Source organism: Marinicella pacifica, assembly GCF_014636635.1.
GTDB lineage: Bacteria > Pseudomonadota > Gammaproteobacteria > Xanthomonadales > Marinicellaceae > Marinicella > Marinicella pacifica.
This window is the reverse complement of sequence record NZ_BMEO01000004.1, coordinates 38,613-60,901: the sequence shown is the minus strand read 5'-3', so window position 1 is coordinate 60,901 and position 22,289 is coordinate 38,613. Positions and strand designations below refer to the sequence as shown.

Here is a 22,289-nt window from a genome sequence, read left to right as displayed (position 1 = left end):
AATACCATGAAATCACCCATCAAAGAATTACTGGTCAGCTCAGTGCTCTATCTGCCATTGTGCTTCTTTATCTGGTTTACAGCCGCCACTTTGCTGGTTTTACCGGTGCATTATCTGGCTGAATGGATTTTGACTTCCTGGCAACCAGATTTATTTAACGGTATCAATCAGAACCGATATTTACTGAATGTGGAAACATTGATTTTTCCACAACAGCAATTTAGCGGTCAGGCCGGTAAATTGGCGGTTTTGGATGTGACGGTTAATCCGATGATTTACGGTTATGGATTGGCGGTGTTTTCGGGTTTGACCATTTCAGTGCCGGTATTGAGTCATGCAAAAAAAATTACACAAATCTTCATGGCGTATGGGGTGGTGTGTCTGGTTCAAACCAACGGTGTTTTCTGGGAAACCTGTAAGTCATTGCTGTTTTCAGGCGGAGATGCTTTTGAGGCGATAAACGCCACCGGTATCAGCCATAACCTGGTGGCTGCCATGTATCAGATGAACTATTTGATTTTGACACCGGTGGTGCCGATCGTATTGTGGATAATACTGAATCATAAATTCATTGAAACTTTAATAGGATGGCGTCAAACTGAGAATATATCGGCACAAAACGATGATTAAGCCTTACGCTGTTATCAGCCGGCCGAACTTTGCACTTTAACTGCTGTCTTAACACACCGCAGAGGCCAAATGCCTCACCGCGGAAAAATAAATGGTCAATATGTCAGAAAATGTATTAACAAAAGAACACACTGAAACCCAGTTGCCGGAGCCGGATTTTGAGACGCGCCTGAGTGATTATCTGGTGGAAAAAGGACGCCTTAAGGAAGAAGATTTGCAACGGGGTATTCGTTTAAACAAAGAAAGCTTCAGTGTTTCACTGGTCCCGCTTTTAGTCCGATTGGGCCTGGCTTCTGAGCGCGATGTGGCTTTGAGTTTACATGAGTTGCTGGATTTGCCACTGATTAAAGAAGACGACATCCCCGACAGTACCAATGTGAATGCAGAATTTCCCATTCGTTTTATGCGCGAATCACAGTTTGTGCCGATTGCCGAAGACGATAAATCGATTACCGTGGTGATGGTGTATCCTTATCTGGATTATTTGCTGAAATCGATCCAGATGGTGGTGGATAAAGACATCGAGATCAAAATCGGCATGCCTTCTGAGGTCGAAAACACCATTGAAAAACTGTACGGTGGTGGCAAATCGGCCATGGGCCAGATTGTCGAAGGTCTGGGCGAAGACAGTGGTGAAGAAGAAGATGTCGAGCACTTAAAAGACCTGGCTTCAGAAGCGCCGGTGATTCGGCTGGTGAACATGATCATGCAACGTGCGGTGGAGTCTCGGGCCTCGGATATCCACATCGAACCTTTTGAAAACCGCTTAAAAGTGCGCTACCGCCTGGACGGTGTGCTGCATGAGGTTGAATCGCCGCCGGCCCGCTCCACCGCAGCGGTCATTTCGCGCATTAAAATTATGGCGAAATTGAATATCGCAGAGCGTCGCTTGCCCCAGGATGGGCGTATTATGCTGCGGGTTCAAGGTAAAGAGCTTGATTTGCGGGTGTCGACGGTTCCAACCTCGTATGGTGAATCGGTGGTGATGCGTATTTTAGACCGCGAAAGTATTGTGTTTGATTTCAACCAGCTGGGTTTTCGTGATTACACCTTAAAACCATTTTTAAAAGTGCTTGAAATGCCACACGGCATTTTACTGGTCACAGGACCGACCGGCAGCGGTAAAACCACCACCTTGTACACCGCCTTGCAACGACTCAACACCGAAGACCGTAAAATCATAACGGTGGAAGATCCGGTGGAGTATCAATTGACCGGTATTAATCAAATTCAGGCCAAATCATCGATTGGTCTGGACTTTTCGACGGCTTTGCGGGCGATTGTACGACAGGATCCGGACATAATTATGATAGGCGAGATGCGGGATCTTGAAACCGCGAAAATTGCCATTCAGTCGGCCCTCACCGGTCACCTGGTGTTGTCAACCATTCACACCAACTCAGCCGCCGGCGGCATTACCCGGATGATAGACATGGGGGTTGAAGATTACTTACTGACTTCAACCGTCAATGGTTTGCTGGCGCAACGTCTGGTGCGGCGGCTGGATCAATCCAGTATGGAGCGTTATCAGGTGATGCCTGAAATGATGCAGGAGCTTAACTTAAAACAACTGAAAGAACAGGATGCGTACTATTTTTATCGGGCGCAACCTTCTAAAGAAAACCCCACCGGATATGCCGGAAGGATGTCGATTTTAGAATGTTTAACCATGACCGAAGAGCTGAAGAGAATGGTGATGAAAGGCGCCACCGCCGGTGAACTGCAACGTCAGGCACAACAGGAAGGCATGTTAACCATGTATGAAGACGGTTTGCTCAAATGTCTGGATGGCGACACCAGTTTTGAAGAAGTGATTCGGGTGTCACACGCATAATGGCTCAGTTTATTTACAAAGCCATCACCCCCTCAGGTGAACCGTTAGAAGGTCAGATTGAAGCCCTGACCAAGGCTGAAGTGATTGCCAAAATTCAGGAAGCCGGTAACATGCCGATTTCTGCCAAAGAATTAAAACCGGGTTTTTCTCTGGAGAATTTACTGGCAAGACGCAGTAAAATCAATAACAAACAAGTGGCGCATTTCACCGAACAACTGGCCACCTTGTTATCGTCCGGCATGCCCCTGGATCGTTCTTTGTCGGTGATGATTGATCTCAACGATGATGAGCGTTTGCGACCGATGATTGAACAGGTGCGTGATAAAGTGCGCGGTGGCGGCTCCTTGTCTGATGCGCTGGAAGATCAGCACGGCGTTTTTTCGAACATGTACACCAATATGGTGCGCGCCGGTGAAATGGGTGGCACGTTAGAGGTGTCCCTGCAACGGCTTAACACCTATTTGCAAAGTGCCAAAGAATTACGTGATTCAGTGATTTCGGCGATGATATATCCGGCCATTTTGCTGGTTTTGTCGGTGGGCTCCTTGTTTATATTGCTGGCCAAAGTGGTGCCGAAATTTGAACCGTTGTTTGCCGATGCCAATATTGAGTTACCGCTAATTACACGCTTTGTGTTCGCCGGTGCCGCGGTGGTGCAGAGTTTTTGGTGGTTGATTGTACTGGTTTTGGTGATTGCGGTGGTGTTGTTGCGACAAAAACTCAAAGAACCTGATTTCCGTTACGCCTGGGATCAGCGGATGCTTAGACTGCCTTTGTTCGGTGAATTAATCACACGGGTTGAAACCGCCAAATTTACCCGCACCCTGGGCACTCTGGCAGACAGCGGCGTGCCCTTACTTTCAGGATTGCAGGTGGCCAGAAAAGTGGTGGGCAACACGGTGATTGCCAAAGCCATTGCCAATGCCACGGAAAAAGTGAAACACGGTTCGCCGCTGGCCGATGCGCTGGCTAAAGAAGAGGCGTTTCCAAAGCTGGCGCAGCAGTTATTGAGTGTGGGCGAGGAAACCGGCCATTTAGATGAGATGTTGGTGCGCACTTCGGACACCTATGATGGTGAGGTCAAAAACACCATTGACCGTATGCTGTCTGTATTGGTGCCGGTTCTGGTATTGATACTGGCCGGCTTAATTTTTACCATTGTGTTTGCCATTTTGATGCCCATGATGAACATGAGTGAATTAGTAGGATAATGTGAGAAATGATTATGAACAATAAGAGAAGACAACACGGTTTTAGTTTGATTGAAGTTCTGGTGGTGATGACCATTTTGGCCGTCATTTTCGGTTTGGTGGTACGCAATGTCACCGGTGGTCAGGATAAAGCCAAATATAAACAAGCCCAGTTAGAAGTACAAAAACTGACGGCAGCGGTTCAGGAATTTTATCTGGATACCGGTAATTTACCCAATAATTTAGAGCAGTTGGTCAATGACAGCGGTGATTCCATGTGGATGGGGCCGTATGTGAAAGAAAAAGAATTGACCGACCCCTGGGGAGAATCCTACCAGTTCTCCGCCCGCAGCCAGCACGGCCAGAGTTTTGATATTTATTCTTACGGTAGTGACAAAGCGCCCGGCGGTGACAAACTGGCCTCTGACATTGGAAACTGGCAGTAAAGGTGTGTTCTTGGGACTTCATTCACTTTTGTCCCCGACAAAAGTGAAAGCGGCCACGGCGAACACTTCTTATAACTTCGCGCGCTTCGCCTCTGATTGGTCTCCACGGATGGAGGTCTGCCGCGTGAGCTTGGAGCGGAAGCGGCCGCTTCGCTCACCAACCGGCTTGGCGGGTCGTGCTGCTCAGCAGCACTCCAGGTTACCACTTTGTATGGCGCATAAGCACCGCGGATTTACTTTAATTGAGATATTGGTGGTGATGGTCATGCTGGCCGTGATTGCCGGTGCGGTGGCTTATAATATGTCGGGTTCCTTGCAGGCGGCGAAAATTCGTGGCGCTTCAAAAGACATGGTGGCTGCCTTGCGTCAGACCCGCTCACAGGCGGTGGTGAAACACGAAGAACAAAGCCTGACCATAGACGTAGAAAATAAAACCTACCGCTATCCGGGTAAAGAAGAAGCCGTGGCTTTACCCGAAGGTATGGAAATAAAAGTGTATGCCGCGGCTTCTGAAGTGCCGTCTGAAAAACAAGCCGGTTTTCGTTTTTTTTCAGACGGCAGCTCCACCGGTGGTCGCATCACCTTAATCTATGAAGACCGTTTCTGGCGCATTAACGTGGCCTGGTTGACCGGAGAGATCAGATTATTTAAAGACAGTGAAATTGATGATGCCTAAGCGTAATCAACAACAGGGTTTTACCCTGATAGAAGTGATTGCCGCGTTCACCATACTAGCGATGACCTTTATGGTGGTGCTGGAAATCCTGAGTAACGCAAGTGCCAACACCATCAAATCCTCAGAACGCACTGAAATCGCCTTGGAAGCTGCCAGTAAAATGGCAGAAGTGGGTGTCACCATTCCAATTGAGGCCGGTGGTGTTTCCGGTGAGTTTGAAAACGGCCATCGATGGGATATCAGCATGACACCTTACGAAATCAGTTACGAAGGCGATACGGTTATGGACTTTGCGCCGATTGAATTGTATCGCGTGACCTTAACCATTCGCTGGGATTATGGTGATGTTCAGGAGCGAACCGCAGAATTCACCACCTTACGGGCGCTGGCAGCGACTTATGGTGAAGAGCCATGAATAACAAACAAACCGGCTTCACTTTATTGGAAGTGATTGTGGTGTTTACCCTGTTGGCCATGATTATGGCGATGATTTTTTCAGGGATTGACTCAGGTCGCCGCATGGTTGCTAAAGGTGAAGCCAAAATCACCGCCATTAATGAAATCAGGGTGATTCAAAACATCATTCGTCACCAGGTCAGTCGGGCCATGCCGGTGGCCATTGAAATGACGGACGAGGGTGAAATGGTGAAATTTATCGGTCAGCCCAAACAAATCACCTATGTTTCACCAATGCCCGGCTATCTTGGCAGTGGCGGACCCCATATTCAGGAATTAAAACTGGTGAATGCCCGCGGTGGTATGGTGTTGGAATACCGCCATGGTCTGGTGTCCAATTATGACGATGAGGATGAGCATTCCCCTTTTGAAACCTCTGAGCCGATGGTTTTACTGGAAAATATAGATGACGGATATTTTGAGTTTGTGGCCATGGATGAAGCCCGGGAACCCACGGAATGGCTGAGTGAATTGGAGAAGGGCACAGACATGCCTTTGATGGTGCGATTAAACCTGAAGATGAATGAAAACGCCAAACAATCGTGGCCGGATTTGCAGATAGCGCTGCAAATGGATGGCGGGCGACACAGTGCCAGAAGACCCTCGATATTAAATCGTTTTCAACGATTACAGTCAGGGGAGTCTCAATAATTATGTTTTATGGGCCACGCCACAGTCAACAAAAAGGTATCGCGCTGGTGCTGGTGCTTTGGGTGGCCTTGTTAATGTCTGTGATTGCCGGTGGTTTTGCATTATCTGCACGCACCGAGAGTGTTCAGTCGAGAATTTTGTTTAATCAGGTACAAGCTGAATTTCTGGCGGAAGCCGGCTTGAACCGGGCGGTGTTTGAATTGCGCAATCCGGATCCTGAAACCCGCTGGATTGCCGATGGCCGTTCATATGAATTTACCCTCGATGAAGCCAAAATCAACGTTCAAATCACTGATGAGTCTGGTAAAATCGACCTCAATTTGGCCAATGAGGAACTTCTGGTCGGATTATTTGCCTCAGTGGGGGTTGAATTTGATGAGGCCCTGGCTTTAAGCGACAAAATTCAAGACTGGCGTGACCCGGACGAAGAGACCCGTTTGGCAGGTGCTGAAGATGCTGATTATTTTAGCGCCGGATACACCCATGGCGCCAAAGATGCGCCCTTTGATACGGTGCCTGAAATTTTACAGGTGATGGGCATGAGTTATGAATTGTACCGTAAGATTGAGCCAGCGATTACGGTTTATTCCGGCCGGGGGAATCTCAATCTGGCGTTTGCGCCAAAAGAAGCGCTGATGGCACTTGGCGGTATCAATGCGCAAGTAGCTGAAGATTATATCAATCAACGCCATGAAATTTTTGATATGAGTGAATCGTTGCCGGTTTTAATCGAAGGTCAGACCGGCAGTTTGCGAAGTGGTAGCACCACCTTTAGTATAGTGGTGAAAGCCACACTGCCCAATAAACAATGGGCCGAATTAGACAGCACCATCCGGCTGGGTGGCAATGTCAGTGGTCGGCCGTTTCAAATCATACGATGGAGAGACAATAAAAACAAATGACAGCTTTACTGGACAATTTAATTAATCCGATGAGTCAATGGTATCGTGATTCCAGTATCCGTGCTTTTATGCAGTGGTGGAGCGGAGAGCTGATTCGTATGGTCCCTGAAAAATACCGTGACAGCATTTTTCCCGAAGCCCAGGCCGTCTATATCAACCAGGGTGACCGGGAAAAGCCGATGTTGTGGCGTTATCAAAACAATCAATTCACGCCTTTAGATGAGGACACTGATTTACAAAACGATGAATGGTGGCACCGGATAAACCATTTTATTGCCGAAAGTGAAGTGAATATCAGCACCACCTATTTGTTGTCGAATCAATACGCCATTGTTCGCAATGTGACACTGCCCCAGGCGGCGATGGGTGAGATTGATTCCGTATTGGCTTATGAACTGGATAAGTATGTGCCGTTTCGTGCCGATGAGGCGGTATTTGCCTGGCGACAAGGGCCTGTTGATGATGGCAGTGAAAAGGTGCTGATATTGCTGGCCGTGATTAAAAAGGATATTCTGGACAACATTCTTCAGGCCATTAACAGTAAAGGTGTTAAGCTATCGGGCATTGACATTAATGTTGGCAGCGATGAAGCGCCTCAACCGCTGGGGGTTAATTTACTGCCTGTCGAGATGCGCAAAAAAAAGGACTGGTCTAAATGGAAATTATACGGTGGACTGGGTCTGGCATTGTTGTTGCTGTTGTCTCTTGTTATGTTTAATTCGCTGGATAATAAGCGCAGTAAAATTGAAAACCTCAATGAACAGGTTGAATTACTCAGAAAAGACGCGCGTCGTGCCAAATTGTTGGAAAATCAGTTAAACCAGAGTATTACGGCCGCCAATTTTCTCGGTAATTTAAAACAACAAATTCCAAGCCGGGTGCTCATGATTCATGAACTCAATGAGAAAATACCCAACAACACCTATTTAAGCCGCATAATCATCGACAATGAACGCATGGAAATTGTCGGGCAATCGGATAATGCCAATGCATTGGTGCCGATATTGAACGACTCTGACACCTGGTATGAGCCGAAAATCGTCGGCAATGTCCGGCCTGACCCGAGAAGCGGAAAAGAGCAATTTACCATCAAAGCGGAACTGCAAGCTCAAAGTGCTGCGGAGGTGGACAATGGAGCTTGATCAGAAATCAGGCCGTTGGCTGGCATTGGCAACGTTACTCATGGTTTTAGTGATAGTTTATTTCTTGTTTTTTCACTGGTTTTTTGTGGACCACGCGAGCTTGAATGAAGAAATTAACAGCCTCAATGAATCACGCCAAAAATACATCAATGAAGCAGCCAAAACACCCTTACTGCAAGAAAAAATTCAGCAGGTCAAACAGGCTGTGGGTGACAACGATGAATTTTTAAAAGCCGATTCCGAAAATCTGGGCAATGCAGAAATCACCGCCATTTTAAAAAATATCATCACCGAGCAGTCGCCGGATAACAACGCCTGTCAGTCCATCAGTCAGTCACCGACCCAGGATCGTGATCCGCAACAGTTTGAAAAAATCATTCTTCGGGTTAGAATGCGCTGCCAGTTTGATGTCTTTATGCATGTTTTGCAACAAATAGAAGAACACAAACCCAGTTTGTTTATCGATGACTTGCGCATTGAATCCCGCAATGTGCAGCGCTATCGGCGTGGTCAGGAACAGGCTGAAGAGGAAAGTCTGGAAATACGATTCATTCTGTATGCTTACATGAAGAAATTGGTGGAGACCGGCGATGAAGAGTAATTGGCTGGTGAATGCCCTGGTTGCTGCGATTGGCTTATTGCTGATTGTGGCGGCTTTACAGTTTATCGGCTGGGGACGAGGTGTCAGCGAGATTCAGGCGGAACCTTTTGATGAAAACCAAATCGAACAGCTGGTGACCGCCAAAGATGATTTGGCGGCACCGGATATTAAACCGGAGGTGATTGATCGCATTACCCAGACCCCGTTGTTTCGTGAAGACAGACAGCCTTTTGTGGCACCTTTGGTGGTTGAAGAACAAACCGGGCAGGGGCCTGAAGTGATTGAAATTAAACCCCTCAAAGCTCAGGTAACGAGTATCATCATCACCGGTAACAGCAGTTATGTCATGATCCAGGACCAATTGACCAACGAACGATTGACTCTGAAAGAAGGGATGCCCTTAGACGGAGAACAAGGCATGTGGATGGTGGATCGGATTGATAAACGCAAAGTGACCTTTGTTGCCGAAGGCCAGGAACCGGTTGAATTGGAACTTGAAGTCTTCAGTGGTGCCTTAAACAAGAACACAGCCAATCAAAACCGGCCACAGAATAATCGTAACAACAAAAACAACCCAACTGCGGACAATGATGAGACAACATTGACGCCTGAACAACTGAGGCAAAAGAAGGCGGAAGAAATTCGCCGCAAAATTGCCGAACGACGCGCTGAAATGAGAGCCAAAGCAGCCCAAGGAAATGAACAATGAAAATTTACCCGATAACTAAATTAAGCCTTATTTTTGTCCTGATTTATTTAGGCGGATGTGCTTCCCAGCCGAGAGATTTAAGCGGTGAACTTGAACAGCCCAATTACCTCAAAGGCATGGATTCCACCGCTTACTCCGGAGAAGTCTTTAAAGAGGACAGCGACACCACGCCTGAAAAAACCGGCAATGAAATGTATCCGGGCAGCGGTGAATTCATAAATTACGATGCCACCCGGTCATCCGCACCGAGCGTTAGTCAAAAAGGGGAAATTACTTTTAACTTTGAAGGCGAGTCCCTGCAGGCGGTGGTGCATTTTATATTGGGTGAGATACTGAAAGAAAACTATGTGATTGCACCCGGCGTGAACGGTAAAGTCACCTTTGCCACGGCCCGCCCGGTGAGTCGCAAACAAATTCTGCCAATTTTGGAAATGATGCTGAGTTGGAATAACGCCGCCCTGGTGCGTAATGACGACCGCTATCATGTGTTGCCTCAAAAAGAGGCCATCAAAGGATTGTTAACGCCGCAACTGGAGCAAGCCATCAGCAGTCAGGGTTATCAGGTGATGGCCGTACCTTTGGATTACATTGCGCCGACTGAAATGGAAAAAATTCTGGAACCCTATGCCCAGGAGGGGGCCATTGTCAAAGCCGATAATGCCCGCAATATGCTGTTTTTGGCCGGCAATTATGCCGAACTGAATAACTACTTAAAAACCATCAAGATATTTGATGTGGATTGGCTGGCCGGCATGTCCACCGGCATTTTTTATTTAGAACGGGTGGATGCCGCCGATATTATCGTTGAGCTGGAAGCCCTGTTTGGTGAAGGCGCCGAAAACCCCTTGGCCGGCATGTTTCGTTTTTTGCCGCTTGAACGGCTTAATGCAGTCATGGTCATCACGCCGCAAGAAGATTATTTAAGCAAAGCGGAGAAATGGATCAAGCGTCTGGACCGGGCCGATGCCGATGGTGCCTCAAACCTGTATGTTTATAGCGTCAAAAACATCAAAGCCGATGACCTGGCCGGCTATTTAAATGATGTCTTTGGTGGCAGTGGCGGACGCAGCACCTCGCGCAAAGCCTCCGGTGGCTCGGTAACCCCCGGACAAGAAGGCCGTGAAGTGTCTTCCTCAGGAGCCGCAAACACCCCAACCTCGGTGCGCCGCAGCAGTTCGGGTGGTGGTGATAACGACATCCATATTTCGGCGATTGAAGACTCCAATCAGTTATTGATTAAAGCAGGGGTCAGTGATTATGAAAAAATATTATCAGCCATTAAGCGCCTGGATATTGAGCCATTGCAGGTTTTGGTTGAGTTAAAAATTATCGAAGTGAGTTTAGATGATCAGATTTCTCATGGTATGCAATTGTTTTTTGGCGAAGAGGCGAATACCGGACCGGTGAGTGGCCCTGAGAATAAGTCCTGGCCCTATGATTTTGGAACCATAGGTTCAACACTTAATTCAGGTGGGGCTTATTATCGTTTTGTCGGCACCAGTGCAGAAGCTATTTTAGACATGAAAGAATCATCAGGCCGGGTGGCGCTGTTATCCTCACCGTCTATGTTGGTGTTGAATAATAAAAATGCCACCATTAATGTCGGTGATCAGATTCCCATCACCAATGTGGGTAGTTTAGGCAATACCGGCAACAACACCGGCACCATCACTAATACACGTTATATCCAGACCGGTGTTCAGGTTGATATTACCCCGCGGGTGAATCCGGGCGGTTTGGTGTATATGGAAATTAATCAAGATGTGAGTGCACCCGGCACACCCAGTTCGGAGGGCGGACAACCGCCTATTTCAACCCGCGCGTTGACAACTGAAATTGCAGTACAAAGTGGCAATACCATTGTTATGGGTGGTTTGATTCAGGATAATGACATATATAATCGTTCCGGTGTGCCGCTATTAAGCCGCATACCGTTGGTGGGTAATTTATTTGGATCAAAAAGTAACACGACTAAGCGCACAGAGTTGATGTTACTCATTACGCCAACCGTTATTGAAAATCCCGAACAAGCGCGTCTTGTCACTGAAGAATACGCCAAGAAATTTAAAGGCTTGCAACCGATTAAGCCCATGACCACCACCGCAACCCGGGGCAAGTATGACACTGAAAATAATCAATCTGAAAAACCATTAGAAACTGAGCAAAATACCCAAGGAGATCAACCATGAAAAAAACCCTGTTATTGGCTGTATTAGCCGCTTTATTATCCGGTTGTGGAGAAACTGTGGATGATGTTGATACCAAAGCCGTCGAAAGATGGCAGGCTTTGGTCAACAGTGACTATAAAAAAGCCTATGAATATATTGCCCCATCCTATCGCGAGCTGGAAGATCTGGTGACTTACCAGATGCGCATCCAAAAAGCCCAAATGAATATCCAGTGGAACGGTGCTGAATTTATGGATAAAGACTGTACTGAGGATGCTTGTTCAGTCAACATGAAAATTGATTACACCTATAAGTTCTCTCGACGTGCTTTTGGTGAAGCCAGTGCAAAAACCGATATTAAGGAGAGCTGGATTAAAGACGGCGGCAAATGGTATTACCTGCCGAAGAAAAGCACCGAACTTTAATTCAGGCATACAAAAACCTTGTATTTATCTGTTAAAAGCACTTGAATTTTATTGCTTTCATGAAAAATGTTGTTAAAATAATCCATGCTTTTGTGCGAAGTAGCAGGAACTAACGAGCCCTGTTGTGCAGATCAGTGATTATTTTTTTTAAATTAGTCCTTGTGAAAGGCCTGTACTTATAATATGATTTGCCATGCTATCTTGTATAGCTTCGTTCATATGAGCGGGGATATTAATAAATAGCCCTGATTTTAATTATAATTTTGGAGTTAGAAATGAAGAAAAACAAACTAACTACTGCCGTTATCGCTGGTTTAGCGGGTGTAGCCGGTGTTGCCTCTGTGGGTAATGCCGTTCACGTTAACCCAGAAGGTACCGGTCAAGTATTGATTTATCCTTACTACAGTTTACATAACGGTTTAAACACCACGTATTCTGTTGTTAACACAACTGAAGCTGTTAAAGCGATTAAAGTACGTTTCTTAGAAGGTAAAAACTCTCGCGAGGTGCTTGACTTTAACGTTTACTTATCTGAGTATGATGTCTGGACCGGTGTGATTGGTCCTTGGACTTCTAATATCGCCAACGGTTACCTTAATCACGCTGGTGAAGACAGTGGTGCTCACGCTTCTTCAGACAATTCTTGTGCGCCGCGCTTGAACAAGTCTTTGCAAGAGTTCTTACCATATGAAATTGAAAAAGATTTCTTGTTAACTAATGACCCTTCAACTGCGGATTTAGTTCGTTCACGCGAAGGTCACTTTGAAGTATTGGAAATGGGTGAAGTAATTGGTGCTCACGGTGCTGCTGCGACCCATACTAGTTCTGGTGTGCCACTTGACTGTGGCTTCTTAGAAGACTCTTGGAACGCAGGTGCTTGGGCCGTGAACCCTAACACAGATATGGAACCTGCTACCGGCGGTTTATTCGGTGCGGCTTCTATTGTGGGTGTTGAAGAAGGTTTTAACGTCAGCTATGACGCCGTTGCTTTACAGGACTTCTGGCCTGAGGGTTCATTCAACCATACCAACCCAGGTTCTTTGTCACCAAACATTGCTGATGGTACTACCAACAGTGTCGTATTTAACGATGGTGTAGCATTGTCAAGCTCGTGGATATCTGGTGCACAAGCTGTATCTGCCGTGTTTATGCGTGACGAAGTGTACAATGAGTATAACTTTGAATCTGACGTAGAAGGTAAGTCACAATGGGTCGTTACATTCCCAACTAAATACTTCCACGTTAATGGCACGACCATTCCTCCGTTCACCAGCCAATGGGATGGTTATAAAGCTTGTGAAACATTCACCATTAATGTTTGGGATCGTGAAGAGAAATTTAATACCACTCAAGGCGGTATTTCTCCACCTCCTCCAGGTGGCTCGGATCCACAATTGTGTTACGAAGCGAATACAATTGAATTCCGTCCTCCAGGTGGTGTTGTTGGTGATTACAACTTCTTGGGTGCTAACAACCTGACTTCAGTGGAAGGCGTCAGCGGCGGAACTGCAAACGGTTGGGCGCGTGTTAACTTTAAAAACCCAGCTAATGTGATGGTACCTGCTAACGGTACTCCTTATGTTGGTCTTCCGGTTGCCGGCTTTATGGTACAACGTTTTACAAACAACAATGCTCAACCAGGTCTTCTGGCTCAGTATGGTGGTTTGTTTAACCACAAAGGTCGCGTTAATTCAGCGTTGCCTACACAGCCATAAACCAAAAGTTGGTTTGAAAATAAAAGGCAGGTTTTATACCTGCCTTTTTTTATGGTTTTAGGTCAATATAAATAGGATTGTTGCCAATTTATTTTAATTACCATTTTAAACTGAATAAATATATAAAAAATTAACATTATTTTGGCTATAATGTGGGTTACTGCGAAAATGAGATTCTCTATGAAAAAAATTAAATCCTTAACTTATATGGCTTTGTTACTGATGGTGTTAACCGGTGTGTCCCACGCACAAAACAAAAAGTTAATTTTCAGTAACGGCCAACAAACAGACATTCAAGGTAATGCCACCATTGATATCAACACCGGTGACATTACTGTACAAACCATTGGCAATAAATTGATTGTCGATGAGCCGCCCTCTCAAAAAGCCATTATCGGTTTTTACCCGAGTGAATACGCCATTAACCCCAATGACACGATTGATGTCAATTGGGCTGTTGCTTATACCGATGGAACCAACTGCAGCGCTTCTGTTACTCAGGGAGCGGCTTTATGGTCCGGTAACAAAAATGCGGCACCGGGCGCATATGTCCAACCCAATGTAACCGTAACCCAGTTGCCAACAACTTTACGTTTAACCTGCAACAACTACAATACAGGCAGCAGTTATCAAGAGTTTCAGTTGGTGCAGAAATCAGGTGGTAATACAACTCCAACCACTCCAACAATCAATACTTTTCAACTTTCTCAATATCCCGGTTCCAATCCGACCATTCCCAATGATGGCAATTACACCATTCAATGGAGTGTCTCTAATCTAACGGGGTCCTGTACTGCCACCAGTACAGCGTTTAATAATGGTGGATGGACCGGAACACGTGGTAGCTCCGGATCAGAGTCTATTTTTATCGAAGATGAACCTGTTTTACGTTTGACCTGTACTAATTCGGGCGGCAGTCCTGTTCAAAGAGCCATTACCATCGATAATGCAAGTAGCGGTGGTGGTGGAACTCCGGCCAATTGCGCTCAGGTTGATATTTGGAAGCCGCCGAGTTTAACAGCAACCGTATGGGATTATACCGACACATATACAGCTGGGAAAAGAGCCACACCTGGTGTTAATGGATTTGGCGCACCTTTTTATCACCCGGATAACACCACCAAACAAATGATTAATCACATTAATCCGGAAGTGAATTTTATCACCATTGAAAATGTACAGGTGCCCAATCAGGATTTAGATATTAAATTCTCATTTACCACTTCTCCGGGCTGGGGAGAACAAGGACCCACCACATTCTCAATCAGTGAATGTCCGGGTAACTTCAATCCTGCTACAGCGCGATGTGTTGCTCAAATCGTAGGAAATAACGTGTTGTTATCGACTCGAAGTGCGGTTGCTAATTCTTTTTGGGGTAATCAGCCTAACTTCTGTCATTTAGAAAAAGGTAAAAAATATTACATTAATTTTGTGTTCTCACAACCCTATGACGGTACCAACTTTAATAATGTCTTACAGGGTCCGGGTGAGGAATGTAATTCAGCTATCAGCAATGGCTGTGCCATTTTCTGGGGTGAAAAAGCATGGGATCCCTTTTAATATGAAACTAGTTGTATTGTTTATGTTGTTGCTCGGTCAAGGTGAAGTCTTGATCGAGCAACATGGCGCTCAGGTTCCGGTCGGTGATGTGGACAGTTATATCCATGATTTGCCCGGGCATGTCAGAAAAAGCATTTCCTATGATAAATATCAGTTAGAAAAAGATATTTTGGGTATGCTGAATATGAATATCATTAACCAGTACCTGAAAGATTCAAAATTAATAGATGACCCGTATTTTCAAGCTGTTATCGAAGATATTAAACAAAGTGAAAATGAATTGGATGATGAATTCATAAATCGAATGGGTTTATCGGTGGAAGTGTTTAAAAAATCTTATCAAGATTATTTAACTAAAAAAGCCTTATATGCGGCCCTGAAAGAATATATTTTGCAGGATATCGACCGAAAACAAGCGGAAAAATTGGCTTATGATCGCTACCGAACTGCCAAGTCGAATTACGTCAAACCAGAACAGAGGGATTTGGCCATGATTCAACTTTCGCAGGATAAGTATAGCCAGCAAGAGGCATTAACATTGGTTAAACAACTGATGGCGGATGATACGGTGTCGGCCTTTTCTGCAAAAGCCCAAGAATTATCAGAAGACAGCACCGCTGATATGAATTCAGGTCAATTGGGTTTATTTAAACAATCAGGTTTCCGCTATCCATTTGCGGATCAGGTCTTTCAATCTCAAATTGGTTTGGTTTCGGCTGTTTTTGAAAAAGATGAAAACTGGTATATTGTTCGTGTTAATAATATCTTAGCGGCTCAACCAATCCCTTTTGAGCAGGTAAAAGAAGAGATGGTTAACGAAATAGTGGCCAAAAGTATGCAGCGACGTTTCCAGAGTGTTATTGATGAGTATGCCCAATATGAAGTTGTTGTGAATAAAGAAATAGTGGATGATATATTCAGTCGCTATGAGGTGTTTCAATAACGCCTATTTATGTTCAGTTATTTTTTACGTAAAGAGATAACTGACCGTTATCTGGGAAGTTCATCGGCCTTATTATGGGTTGTGGTACAACCGGTGGCTTCCCTTTTCGTTTATTATCTGGTATTCGGTTTTATCTTTAAAGCCCGGGTTCCGGATCTTCCTCAAGAACTCTTTATAACCTATCTGGCTGTCGGTTTGTGGCCATGGATGGCTTTTTCAGAAGCGGTTTTAGGCAGTTTAATGACCATCTTAAATCGCAAAGATTTACTGGGGAAAGTCAAAATCGATTTACGTCAGGTGTTGTTGGCCGGTGTCACCGGCCATTTTATTTTGCATGGCATCGGCTTTATCGCCATTTTATTGATGCTGATGGTGATGGGTCGCTTAACGCCGCAATGGTCGTTGCTGCTGTTGATACTTCCTTATATAAGCTTGTTTTTGTTTGCGGTGGCTTTGGCATTTTTGTTTTCTGCCTTACAGGCTTTTTACCGTGATCTCAAACAAATCGTCACCGCCTTTATGCCACTGTGGTTTTTTACCACGCCAATTATCTATTCCTGGTCATTGGTGCCGGATGCCGGTCAGGCCATTCTGGTCTATAACCCGCTGTTGCCGATTATTCATTTTATTCATGCTGTAAGTTTAGGGGTTAATAGTCCAGATTACATCGCCTTGTTGATGGTCACTGCTGGGATTGTTGTTTTTATGTTTTTAAGCCATTTGTTTTTCCAAAAACTGGCACCACGTTTTGATGATTTTGTCTGATGCCGCTGATTGAAATAAAAAACCTCAATAAATTTTATCCGCATGTGAGTAACAATAAACAGCGGGTGAAAAGTATGTGGCAGATTTTAAATAACCGACCGGTGACAACCGGGAGCCATGTACTTAAAGACATTAACCTAACCGTTCATAAAGGTGAGTCTCTGGCCATTGTTGGTCGCAATGGTGCAGGCAAAAGTACCCTGCTTAAAATTTTGTCAGGAGTGATTCAACCAACTTCCGGTGATATTCAAGTCAACGGCACCATTGGTGCGCTGCTTGAACTGGGATCAGGTTTTGATCCGGAATACACCGGCATAGACAACTTAAAATTATCTGCTGCCTTAGCCGGCATTCGCGGCCAGCAAGCCAAAGAAAAGATCAATCGGATGATCGAATTTGCCGATATTGGTGATTATATCCGTGAACCGGTTAAGAATTATTCATCGGGTATGGTGGTGCGTTTAGGATTTGCGGTCATTACCGAAACCAAACCGGATTTATTGATTACTGATGAAGTGTTGGCTGTGGGGGATGAAAATTTTCAACGTAAATGTCTGGCCTGGATCGACCATTATTTAAGCAGCGGCGGTACCTTGTTATTGGTTTCCCACAGTATTTATCACGTACAAAAAATTGCACACCACGCCATCTGGCTGGAAAAAGGTCACATAAGAATGCGTGGCTCAGCCTATGATGTTTCGCAGGCCTATCACTATGACAGTGTCAGTGAGTTACCGGAAATCACCCCGGCCAAAGTGGATCAGTCAGGTTTTCATGTGGCTGAGGCTGCCATATATAATCATGAGCATCAGGTGATTGATGAAGTCAGGAGTGGAGAAACGGTTTATTTTAAAGCCAGGCTGTATTCCCCCACGGGGGAAGCGCCCGGTTTGTGTTTTGGTGTTGTCAGTTTTGATAATCAGCCGGTGTATGGGGTGTATTCGGAACAATTTAAACAACAACCCAAAAAAGCAGCCGATGGCTTATTTGAGTTTACCCTGCGCATTAAAAATATACCGTTGTTACCCGGTCGCTATCACATCAAATTCCATACCATGAGCCCTGATCAACTACAGCTCATTGATACACTGGAAAAACCATTGACCGTCAAAGGTGAAACCCGTGAAATGGGTATCACCAGATTGCCGATAGAATGGTTGTAAACGGAAAAAATCGCATACAAGTGGTGGTTCCTGTGTACAAAGCCCAACAGGCCACCGCCCAATGTCTGACTTTATTGTTAAAACACAACAAAAATGATGAAGTGGTGATAATAGATGATGGCTCTGATGATGCGGCAATCTCGTCTATGTTGTCAGATTTTGTGTCACAATCACCGCACTGGCAGTTATTTGTAAATCCGGAGAACGTGGGATTTGTTAAAACCGCCAACAGAGGGCTTAAACTCAGTTTTGGTCACAGTCTTTTACTCAACACGGATACATTGGTTTCTGCCGGCTGGTTGCAGAGATTTAAAGAATGTTTGCGCCATGTGCCTGATTTGGCCACCGCAACGCCCTGGTCAAATAATGCCGAAATTTGCTCCTGGCCAGACACCCTGCAAAACAACCCGATACCCACAGATATAGATGCGCTGGCCGGTGCTTTAAATCAATCGCATCAACCGGTTTATCCCGAACTACCCACAGCTGTGGGTTTTTGTATGTTGATTACGGCGCAAGCCAAACAAAAAATTGGTTATTTTAATGAGGCCGTTTTTGGACACGGTTATGGTGAAGAAAATGATTATTCATTGCGGGCAACTGCCTCCGGCTTGCGAAATGTGCTGGTAGATAATGCTTACGTGGCCCATGTGGGTAACCAATCTTTTGTGGAGCTGGGGCTGCAACCTAACCAGAAAACCATGCAACGGCTTCTGGCCATTCACCCTGAATACAGTGAATTAATTGATGACTTTATTAAAAAAGACCCGCTGGGGACATTAAGACAGTCAATCACTGATAAAATAGGCCGCTTTTGACAATACGAACTGTGTCATGACTGAACAGAAATTAGAATTTACAGGTGAACGCTTTGTGCCCGAGTGTGAACGTGAGATATGGTATGAACATTATCACCGATATCTGATGGCCTGTGATTTTGTGCACGGCAAAAAAGTTTTGGATGCAGCTTGTGGTGAAGGTTACGGAAGTCACCTGCTGGCCGGCTATGCTGATAAAGTGGTGGGTGTGGACATTGACCCACAAACCATCCATCATGCCAAACAACGTTATCACAAAAATAACTTAAAATTCATCAAAGCCGACGTCCTTAACATACCGATTCCTGATAATAGTTTTGATGTGGTGGTTTCGTTCGAAACCCTGGAACATTTGGCAGAGCAACACGCTTTGCTGGCAGAGTACAAACGGTTGCTGACAGAAGATGGTGTGCTGATTATCTCGACACCTGATAAAGCAGAGTATTCAGATAAGACCGGCTTTCATAATGAATACCATGTAAAAGAACTTTACCGGCATGAATTTCAAGACTTACTTAATAATTACTTTTCACAGCAATTGTGGTTTGGTCAAAAACTGATGTTTACATCCACCCTTTGGCAACTAGAAAAGTCATTAAATACGGTTAAATGGCAACATCTTGAAGATGAAAAAAACCTGCGTGAACAAGGGTTATCCTATGCGCCCTTGTATTATGTGGTGGTGGCCTCAAGCAATGAGAAAAGCATGACAGCAGTGAATGACAGTTATATTTTTACCGAACAGGCAGAATCCGTCTACGGCCATTACCATGCTGTGATACGCGCCCACATTCAAGCAGAACAGGACCATCGGGCGTTGGTGGAAAAACAACAAAAATGGTTGAATCATCCGGTTATCGGTCGTTTGATTCGCTGGTTAGATCGAGGATAAACCATGGAATTTGAATTTAATTTTGGCGAACAGCAATTAACACCCGGCCAGCCCCGTGACAATACCTTGTATGCATCTGTGGATGGCATTGCACAGCCATTGGACCAAGATGAGTTGGTTTTTATGGATTATGAAACCGGTCAAAACCATGTGATGACATTACAGGTGTTACAGGCCATGGGTTTAACCCAGCAATTCAGACCCATGCATGAGCACATCCAGCAAATAGCTGCTGCCATCCCTGAGTTAAAAAATCAACAGCAGGCGATTGAAAAAGTGTTGCGGTTTTTAAAGGATAAGCGATTAATCATCAGTGCGGATGACTGGTTAAACCAATTAAAGCACACAAAAGCTCAAAAGGATAACAGGCCTTATGCCGGGATGGTGGTTCGCACCTGTGATCGTCCGGAACAGTTAAACCGTTTGTTAGACAGTTTAAATGCTTATCAGCAAAAACACGGCAGTGAGCACCCGGTGCTGGTGTTTGATGATTCTAAAAATGCAGATAACCGCTCGGCCAATGAAAAAATTTGTCAAAAGGCTGCTGTTCATGCCACCTATCACGGTGAGTCCTGGCAGCAACAATTTATCGCCATGTTGCTAAAAGAATGGCCACAACATGAACAGTCGATTAAATGGTTATTACAAAAACGGGGCGGTTTTACAGGCGGTCGGGTGTGGAATCTGGCTTTATTGGCACTGGCCGGAAAACGCTTTGTTTTTTTTGATGATGATTACCTGATGCAGGCCAGAATGGCCAATGATGTTAAGCCGGATGAAATCAATCTCTCCGATGAAAAACCCTTGTCGGTTCAGTTTGGCCTGAACGTCCGTGACATCAAACAAAAAAGTGCGCCCTATGATAAGGATTTATTGCAGGAAATGGTGGAGGCCTGTGGTCAGTCATTTGGCGAGTGGTTATCCGCACATCCGCACATCAACAGCAGTTCACTGTATGGTTTAAGGTTAATGGACTTAAACCGCATTGCGGCGCAATCCACCATTAAAACCACCGGCAACGGCACCTGGGGCAGTCCGCGGGCGGCCGGTAACTACTGGCTGTATTTGCTCAAAAAAGAACAAAGGGAAGCATTTTGGCAAAACCGAGAAACCTATCTGGATAATATTGAGGCTTCTCAGTTGCTCCATTATTCAGACCATTATCAAGTGTTAAGTCAGGCCAATTTCGCACCCTCCTCCATTGACAACAGCGAATTTTTACCTTTTACCATGCCGACTGAAACCAATGAGGACTATTTTTTCGGAGGCATGACCGAAGCGTGTTATCCTGACAATGTTTCATTACAATTCCCAGTGATGTTGGGGCATTTACAAACTGAAGACAGGGAAAGAAGCCAATTTAATCATATTGCCAGACGACCGGGTATCAACAGCTTTGTGGCAGATTATGTGACCTCTGTGGCCCATCATTTTTTTGGTTGCAACCCCATACAAAGATTTGAGAGCACCCGGGCGGCATTGGCAGATTTAATGGAGAACCCTGATCACATGTTGCTGAACCGTTTACGCGAATATTTAAGCCGGACTCAGGCACAACTTATTCATCAGCTTCAAAGCGTATTGGCAGAAGTGGACAATCCGCCCATCTATTGGCAGGCCGACGTCAAAGAGCTGATCGAAGCCAATGGGGCCGCGATTAAATCCAATGATGTACCGCGCCTCGGGGGCTGGCCGAAGGATCTGGATGCTGACAGCTGTGTTAAAAAGTTGCGTGCTGAATTGTCTGAGATTATTAAGGCCATGGAGGTTTGGCCTGAATTATGGGATTTTTGCCGGGCTCAGTAATATGTTGCAGTGGGACCTTGTGACCATCACTTATCAAAACCAATCGACCCTCAACCGGTTTTTAGCCCCATGGTTATCGGATGATCAACGATTTTGTTTATGGGTGGTTGATAATGGGTCGAAGGATACCACGGTTGCTCAACTCAAAGCCCAGCTGAAAAATACTCAATATGAGTTCAATGCAGATAATCGGGGTTATGCATCAGCCGCCAATCAGGGTGCATCCATGGGATATTTTGATTATATTGTTTTTATTAATCCTGATTGTTTTGCAGGCCCTGATGACATAGAGCCCATGGTTGAATATTTACGGGACAATCCGCAAACCGGACTTGCAGGTTGTCGGGTGTTGAATGAAGACGGTCATTTGCAGCCGGCCAGTTGTCGCCGATTACCCACTTTCTGGCGTGTGTTTATTCACATGAGCGGTCTATATCGCCTGGGATTGCCGGGAATTAATAAATCGGCTCATAACGCCGAGACTTCGGGTTACGTGGAAGCTGTCAATGGTGCTTTATTCGTTGTTCGGCGTGATTTGTTTGAACAATTAGGGGGGTTTGATACAGACTTTCCTTTGCACTTTGAAGACCTTGATTTGATGCGACGTTGTCTAAACGCCGGTTACCGGATTCATTATCAGGCAGATGTCAGAGCGACCCACCTCAAAGGCCAGTCTTCTACCCGTTCAGATCTTATAAAACAGTGGAAAAAACAGGGCATACAGCGTTATTTTAGTAAGCACCGACCGCGCTGGGAGCAATGGATTCTTAATCGATTGCTTGTGTTGTTTTAACCTT

The 22,289-nt window shown here is 45.3% G+C and carries 22 protein-coding genes; all 22 read left to right on the top strand.

Annotated features, from left to right (window positions below; all coding sequences use genetic code 11):
- Positions 1–6 precede the first annotated feature (6 nt).
- Entirely contained in the window at positions 7–630 is a 624-nt protein-coding gene (locus IEV16_RS06035) for an exosortase H-associated membrane protein (RefSeq protein WP_188364785.1), read from the top strand.
- Between the two features lie 100 nt (positions 631–730).
- Positions 731–2,464 (top strand): type II secretion system ATPase GspE, encoded by a 1,734-nt coding sequence (gspE, locus tag IEV16_RS06030; RefSeq protein ID WP_188364952.1) that lies wholly within the window; start codon positions 731–733, stop codon positions 2,462–2,464.
- Positions 2,464–3,675 carry a type II secretion system F family protein gene (locus tag IEV16_RS06025; protein ID WP_188364784.1) on the top strand — a complete coding sequence of 404 codons (1,212 nt, stop codon included), beginning with the start codon at positions 2,464–2,466 and terminating at the stop codon, positions 3,673–3,675. Before gspE ends, IEV16_RS06025 begins: the two co-directional genes overlap by 1 nt.
- A gap of 14 nt (positions 3,676–3,689) precedes the next feature.
- Positions 3,690–4,100, top strand: a complete 411-nt coding sequence (gene gspG, locus IEV16_RS06020) for a type II secretion system major pseudopilin GspG (protein ID WP_188364783.1) — start codon at positions 3,690–3,692, stop codon at positions 4,098–4,100.
- Between the two features lie 211 nt (positions 4,101–4,311).
- A complete protein-coding gene (locus IEV16_RS06015; protein ID WP_188364782.1) occupies positions 4,312–4,776 on the top strand; it encodes a GspH/FimT family pseudopilin in 465 nt (154 codons plus the stop codon).
- Entirely contained in the window at positions 4,766–5,191 is a 426-nt protein-coding gene (locus IEV16_RS06010) for a type IV pilus modification PilV family protein (protein WP_188364781.1), read from the top strand. The genes IEV16_RS06015 and IEV16_RS06010 overlap by 11 nt, the downstream gene beginning before the upstream one ends.
- A complete protein-coding gene (locus IEV16_RS06005; RefSeq protein WP_188364780.1) occupies positions 5,188–5,883 on the top strand; it encodes a prepilin-type N-terminal cleavage/methylation domain-containing protein in 696 nt (231 codons plus the stop codon). The genes IEV16_RS06010 and IEV16_RS06005 overlap by 4 nt, the downstream gene beginning before the upstream one ends.
- Before the next feature lie 2 nt (positions 5,884–5,885).
- Positions 5,886–6,785 carry a type II secretion system minor pseudopilin gene (locus IEV16_RS06000; protein WP_188364779.1) on the top strand — a complete coding sequence of 300 codons (900 nt, stop codon included), beginning with the start codon at positions 5,886–5,888 and terminating at the stop codon, positions 6,783–6,785.
- Complete coding sequence (locus IEV16_RS05995; RefSeq protein WP_188364778.1) at positions 6,782–7,927, top strand: PilN domain-containing protein; 1,146 nt, start codon at positions 6,782–6,784, stop codon at positions 7,925–7,927. Before IEV16_RS06000 ends, IEV16_RS05995 begins: the two co-directional genes overlap by 4 nt.
- Positions 7,917–8,528 carry a type II secretion system protein GspM gene (gene gspM / locus IEV16_RS05990; RefSeq protein ID WP_188364777.1) on the top strand — a complete coding sequence of 204 codons (612 nt, stop codon included), beginning with the start codon at positions 7,917–7,919 and terminating at the stop codon, positions 8,526–8,528. The genes IEV16_RS05995 and gspM overlap by 11 nt, the downstream gene beginning before the upstream one ends.
- Positions 8,518–9,237, top strand: coding sequence for a hypothetical protein (locus IEV16_RS05985; protein ID WP_188364776.1), 720 nt, complete (start codon positions 8,518–8,520; stop codon positions 9,235–9,237). The genes gspM and IEV16_RS05985 overlap by 11 nt, the downstream gene beginning before the upstream one ends.
- Entirely contained in the window at positions 9,234–11,426 is a 2,193-nt protein-coding gene (gene gspD / locus IEV16_RS05980; RefSeq protein ID WP_188364775.1) for a type II secretion system secretin GspD, read from the top strand. Before IEV16_RS05985 ends, gspD begins: the two co-directional genes overlap by 4 nt.
- A complete protein-coding gene (locus tag IEV16_RS05975; RefSeq protein ID WP_188364951.1) occupies positions 11,423–11,830 on the top strand; it encodes a lipoprotein in 408 nt (135 codons plus the stop codon). Before gspD ends, IEV16_RS05975 begins: the two co-directional genes overlap by 4 nt.
- Before the next feature lie 275 nt (positions 11,831–12,105).
- The gene (locus IEV16_RS05970) at positions 12,106–13,545 is read left to right on the top strand and encodes a hypothetical protein (protein WP_188364774.1); all 1,440 of its coding nucleotides are present in this window, start codon (positions 12,106–12,108) and stop codon (positions 13,543–13,545) included.
- 180 nt (positions 13,546–13,725) lie between these two features.
- Positions 13,726–15,105 (top strand): hypothetical protein, encoded by a 1,380-nt coding sequence (locus IEV16_RS05965; protein ID WP_188364773.1) that lies wholly within the window; start codon positions 13,726–13,728, stop codon positions 15,103–15,105.
- Position 15,106: 1 nt separating this feature from the next.
- On the top strand, positions 15,107–16,048 hold the full coding sequence (locus IEV16_RS05960) for a peptidylprolyl isomerase (protein WP_188364772.1): 942 nt from the start codon (positions 15,107–15,109) through the stop codon (positions 16,046–16,048).
- A gap of 9 nt (positions 16,049–16,057) precedes the next feature.
- Entirely contained in the window at positions 16,058–16,813 is a 756-nt protein-coding gene (locus IEV16_RS05955) for an ABC transporter permease (protein ID WP_188364771.1), read from the top strand.
- Positions 16,813–17,976 (top strand): ABC transporter ATP-binding protein, encoded by a 1,164-nt coding sequence (locus IEV16_RS05950; protein WP_188364770.1) that lies wholly within the window; start codon positions 16,813–16,815, stop codon positions 17,974–17,976. Before IEV16_RS05955 ends, IEV16_RS05950 begins: the two co-directional genes overlap by 1 nt.
- Entirely contained in the window at positions 17,967–18,794 is an 828-nt protein-coding gene (locus IEV16_RS05945) for a glycosyltransferase family 2 protein (RefSeq protein WP_188364769.1), read from the top strand. The genes IEV16_RS05950 and IEV16_RS05945 overlap by 10 nt, the downstream gene beginning before the upstream one ends.
- Positions 18,795–18,810: 16 nt before the next feature.
- The gene (locus IEV16_RS05940) at positions 18,811–19,686 is read left to right on the top strand and encodes a class I SAM-dependent methyltransferase (RefSeq protein ID WP_188364768.1); all 876 of its coding nucleotides are present in this window, start codon (positions 18,811–18,813) and stop codon (positions 19,684–19,686) included.
- 3 nt (positions 19,687–19,689) lie between these two features.
- A complete protein-coding gene (locus IEV16_RS05935) occupies positions 19,690–21,492 on the top strand; it encodes a hypothetical protein (RefSeq protein ID WP_188364767.1) in 1,803 nt (600 codons plus the stop codon).
- Between the two features lies 1 nt (position 21,493).
- Positions 21,494–22,285, top strand: coding sequence for a glycosyltransferase (locus tag IEV16_RS05930; RefSeq protein ID WP_188364766.1), 792 nt, complete (start codon positions 21,494–21,496; stop codon positions 22,283–22,285).
- Positions 22,286–22,289 lie beyond the last annotated feature (4 nt).

Bases quoted from the DNA above. Each gene is read 5' to 3' on its own strand.
- gspG (WP_188364783.1), top strand. From the start codon at position 3,690: ATGAACAATAAGAGAAGACAACACGGTTTTAGTTTGATTGAAGTTCTG.
- IEV16_RS05965 (WP_188364773.1), top strand. From the start codon at position 13,726: ATGAAAAAAATTAAATCCTTAACTTATATGGCTTTGTTACTGATGGTG.
- IEV16_RS06035 (WP_188364785.1), top strand. From the start codon at position 7: ATGAAATCACCCATCAAAGAATTACTGGTCAGCTCAGTGCTCTATCTG.
- IEV16_RS05935 (WP_188364767.1), top strand. From the start codon at position 19,690: ATGGAATTTGAATTTAATTTTGGCGAACAGCAATTAACACCCGGCCAG.
- IEV16_RS06010 (WP_188364781.1), top strand. From the start codon at position 4,766: ATGATGCCTAAGCGTAATCAACAACAGGGTTTTACCCTGATAGAAGTG.
- gspM (WP_188364777.1), top strand. From the start codon at position 7,917: ATGGAGCTTGATCAGAAATCAGGCCGTTGGCTGGCATTGGCAACGTTA.
- IEV16_RS05930 (WP_188364766.1), top strand. From the start codon at position 21,494: ATGTTGCAGTGGGACCTTGTGACCATCACTTATCAAAACCAATCGACC.
- IEV16_RS05955 (WP_188364771.1), top strand. From the start codon at position 16,058: ATGTTCAGTTATTTTTTACGTAAAGAGATAACTGACCGTTATCTGGGA.
- IEV16_RS06015 (WP_188364782.1), top strand. From the start codon at position 4,312: ATGGCGCATAAGCACCGCGGATTTACTTTAATTGAGATATTGGTGGTG.
- IEV16_RS05950 (WP_188364770.1), top strand. From the start codon at position 16,813: ATGCCGCTGATTGAAATAAAAAACCTCAATAAATTTTATCCGCATGTG.
- IEV16_RS06000 (WP_188364779.1), top strand. From the start codon at position 5,886: ATGTTTTATGGGCCACGCCACAGTCAACAAAAAGGTATCGCGCTGGTG.
- IEV16_RS06005 (WP_188364780.1), top strand. From the start codon at position 5,188: ATGAATAACAAACAAACCGGCTTCACTTTATTGGAAGTGATTGTGGTG.
- IEV16_RS05970 (WP_188364774.1), top strand. From the start codon at position 12,106: ATGAAGAAAAACAAACTAACTACTGCCGTTATCGCTGGTTTAGCGGGT.
- gspE (WP_188364952.1), top strand. From the start codon at position 731: ATGTCAGAAAATGTATTAACAAAAGAACACACTGAAACCCAGTTGCCG.
- IEV16_RS05995 (WP_188364778.1), top strand. From the start codon at position 6,782: ATGACAGCTTTACTGGACAATTTAATTAATCCGATGAGTCAATGGTAT.
- IEV16_RS05940 (WP_188364768.1), top strand. From the start codon at position 18,811: ATGACTGAACAGAAATTAGAATTTACAGGTGAACGCTTTGTGCCCGAG.
- IEV16_RS05975 (WP_188364951.1), top strand. From the start codon at position 11,423: ATGAAAAAAACCCTGTTATTGGCTGTATTAGCCGCTTTATTATCCGGT.
- IEV16_RS05960 (WP_188364772.1), top strand. From the start codon at position 15,107: ATGAAACTAGTTGTATTGTTTATGTTGTTGCTCGGTCAAGGTGAAGTC.
- IEV16_RS05945 (WP_188364769.1), top strand. From the start codon at position 17,967: ATGGTTGTAAACGGAAAAAATCGCATACAAGTGGTGGTTCCTGTGTAC.
- gspD (WP_188364775.1), top strand. From the start codon at position 9,234: ATGAAAATTTACCCGATAACTAAATTAAGCCTTATTTTTGTCCTGATT.
- IEV16_RS05985 (WP_188364776.1), top strand. From the start codon at position 8,518: ATGAAGAGTAATTGGCTGGTGAATGCCCTGGTTGCTGCGATTGGCTTA.
- IEV16_RS06025 (WP_188364784.1), top strand. From the start codon at position 2,464: ATGGCTCAGTTTATTTACAAAGCCATCACCCCCTCAGGTGAACCGTTA.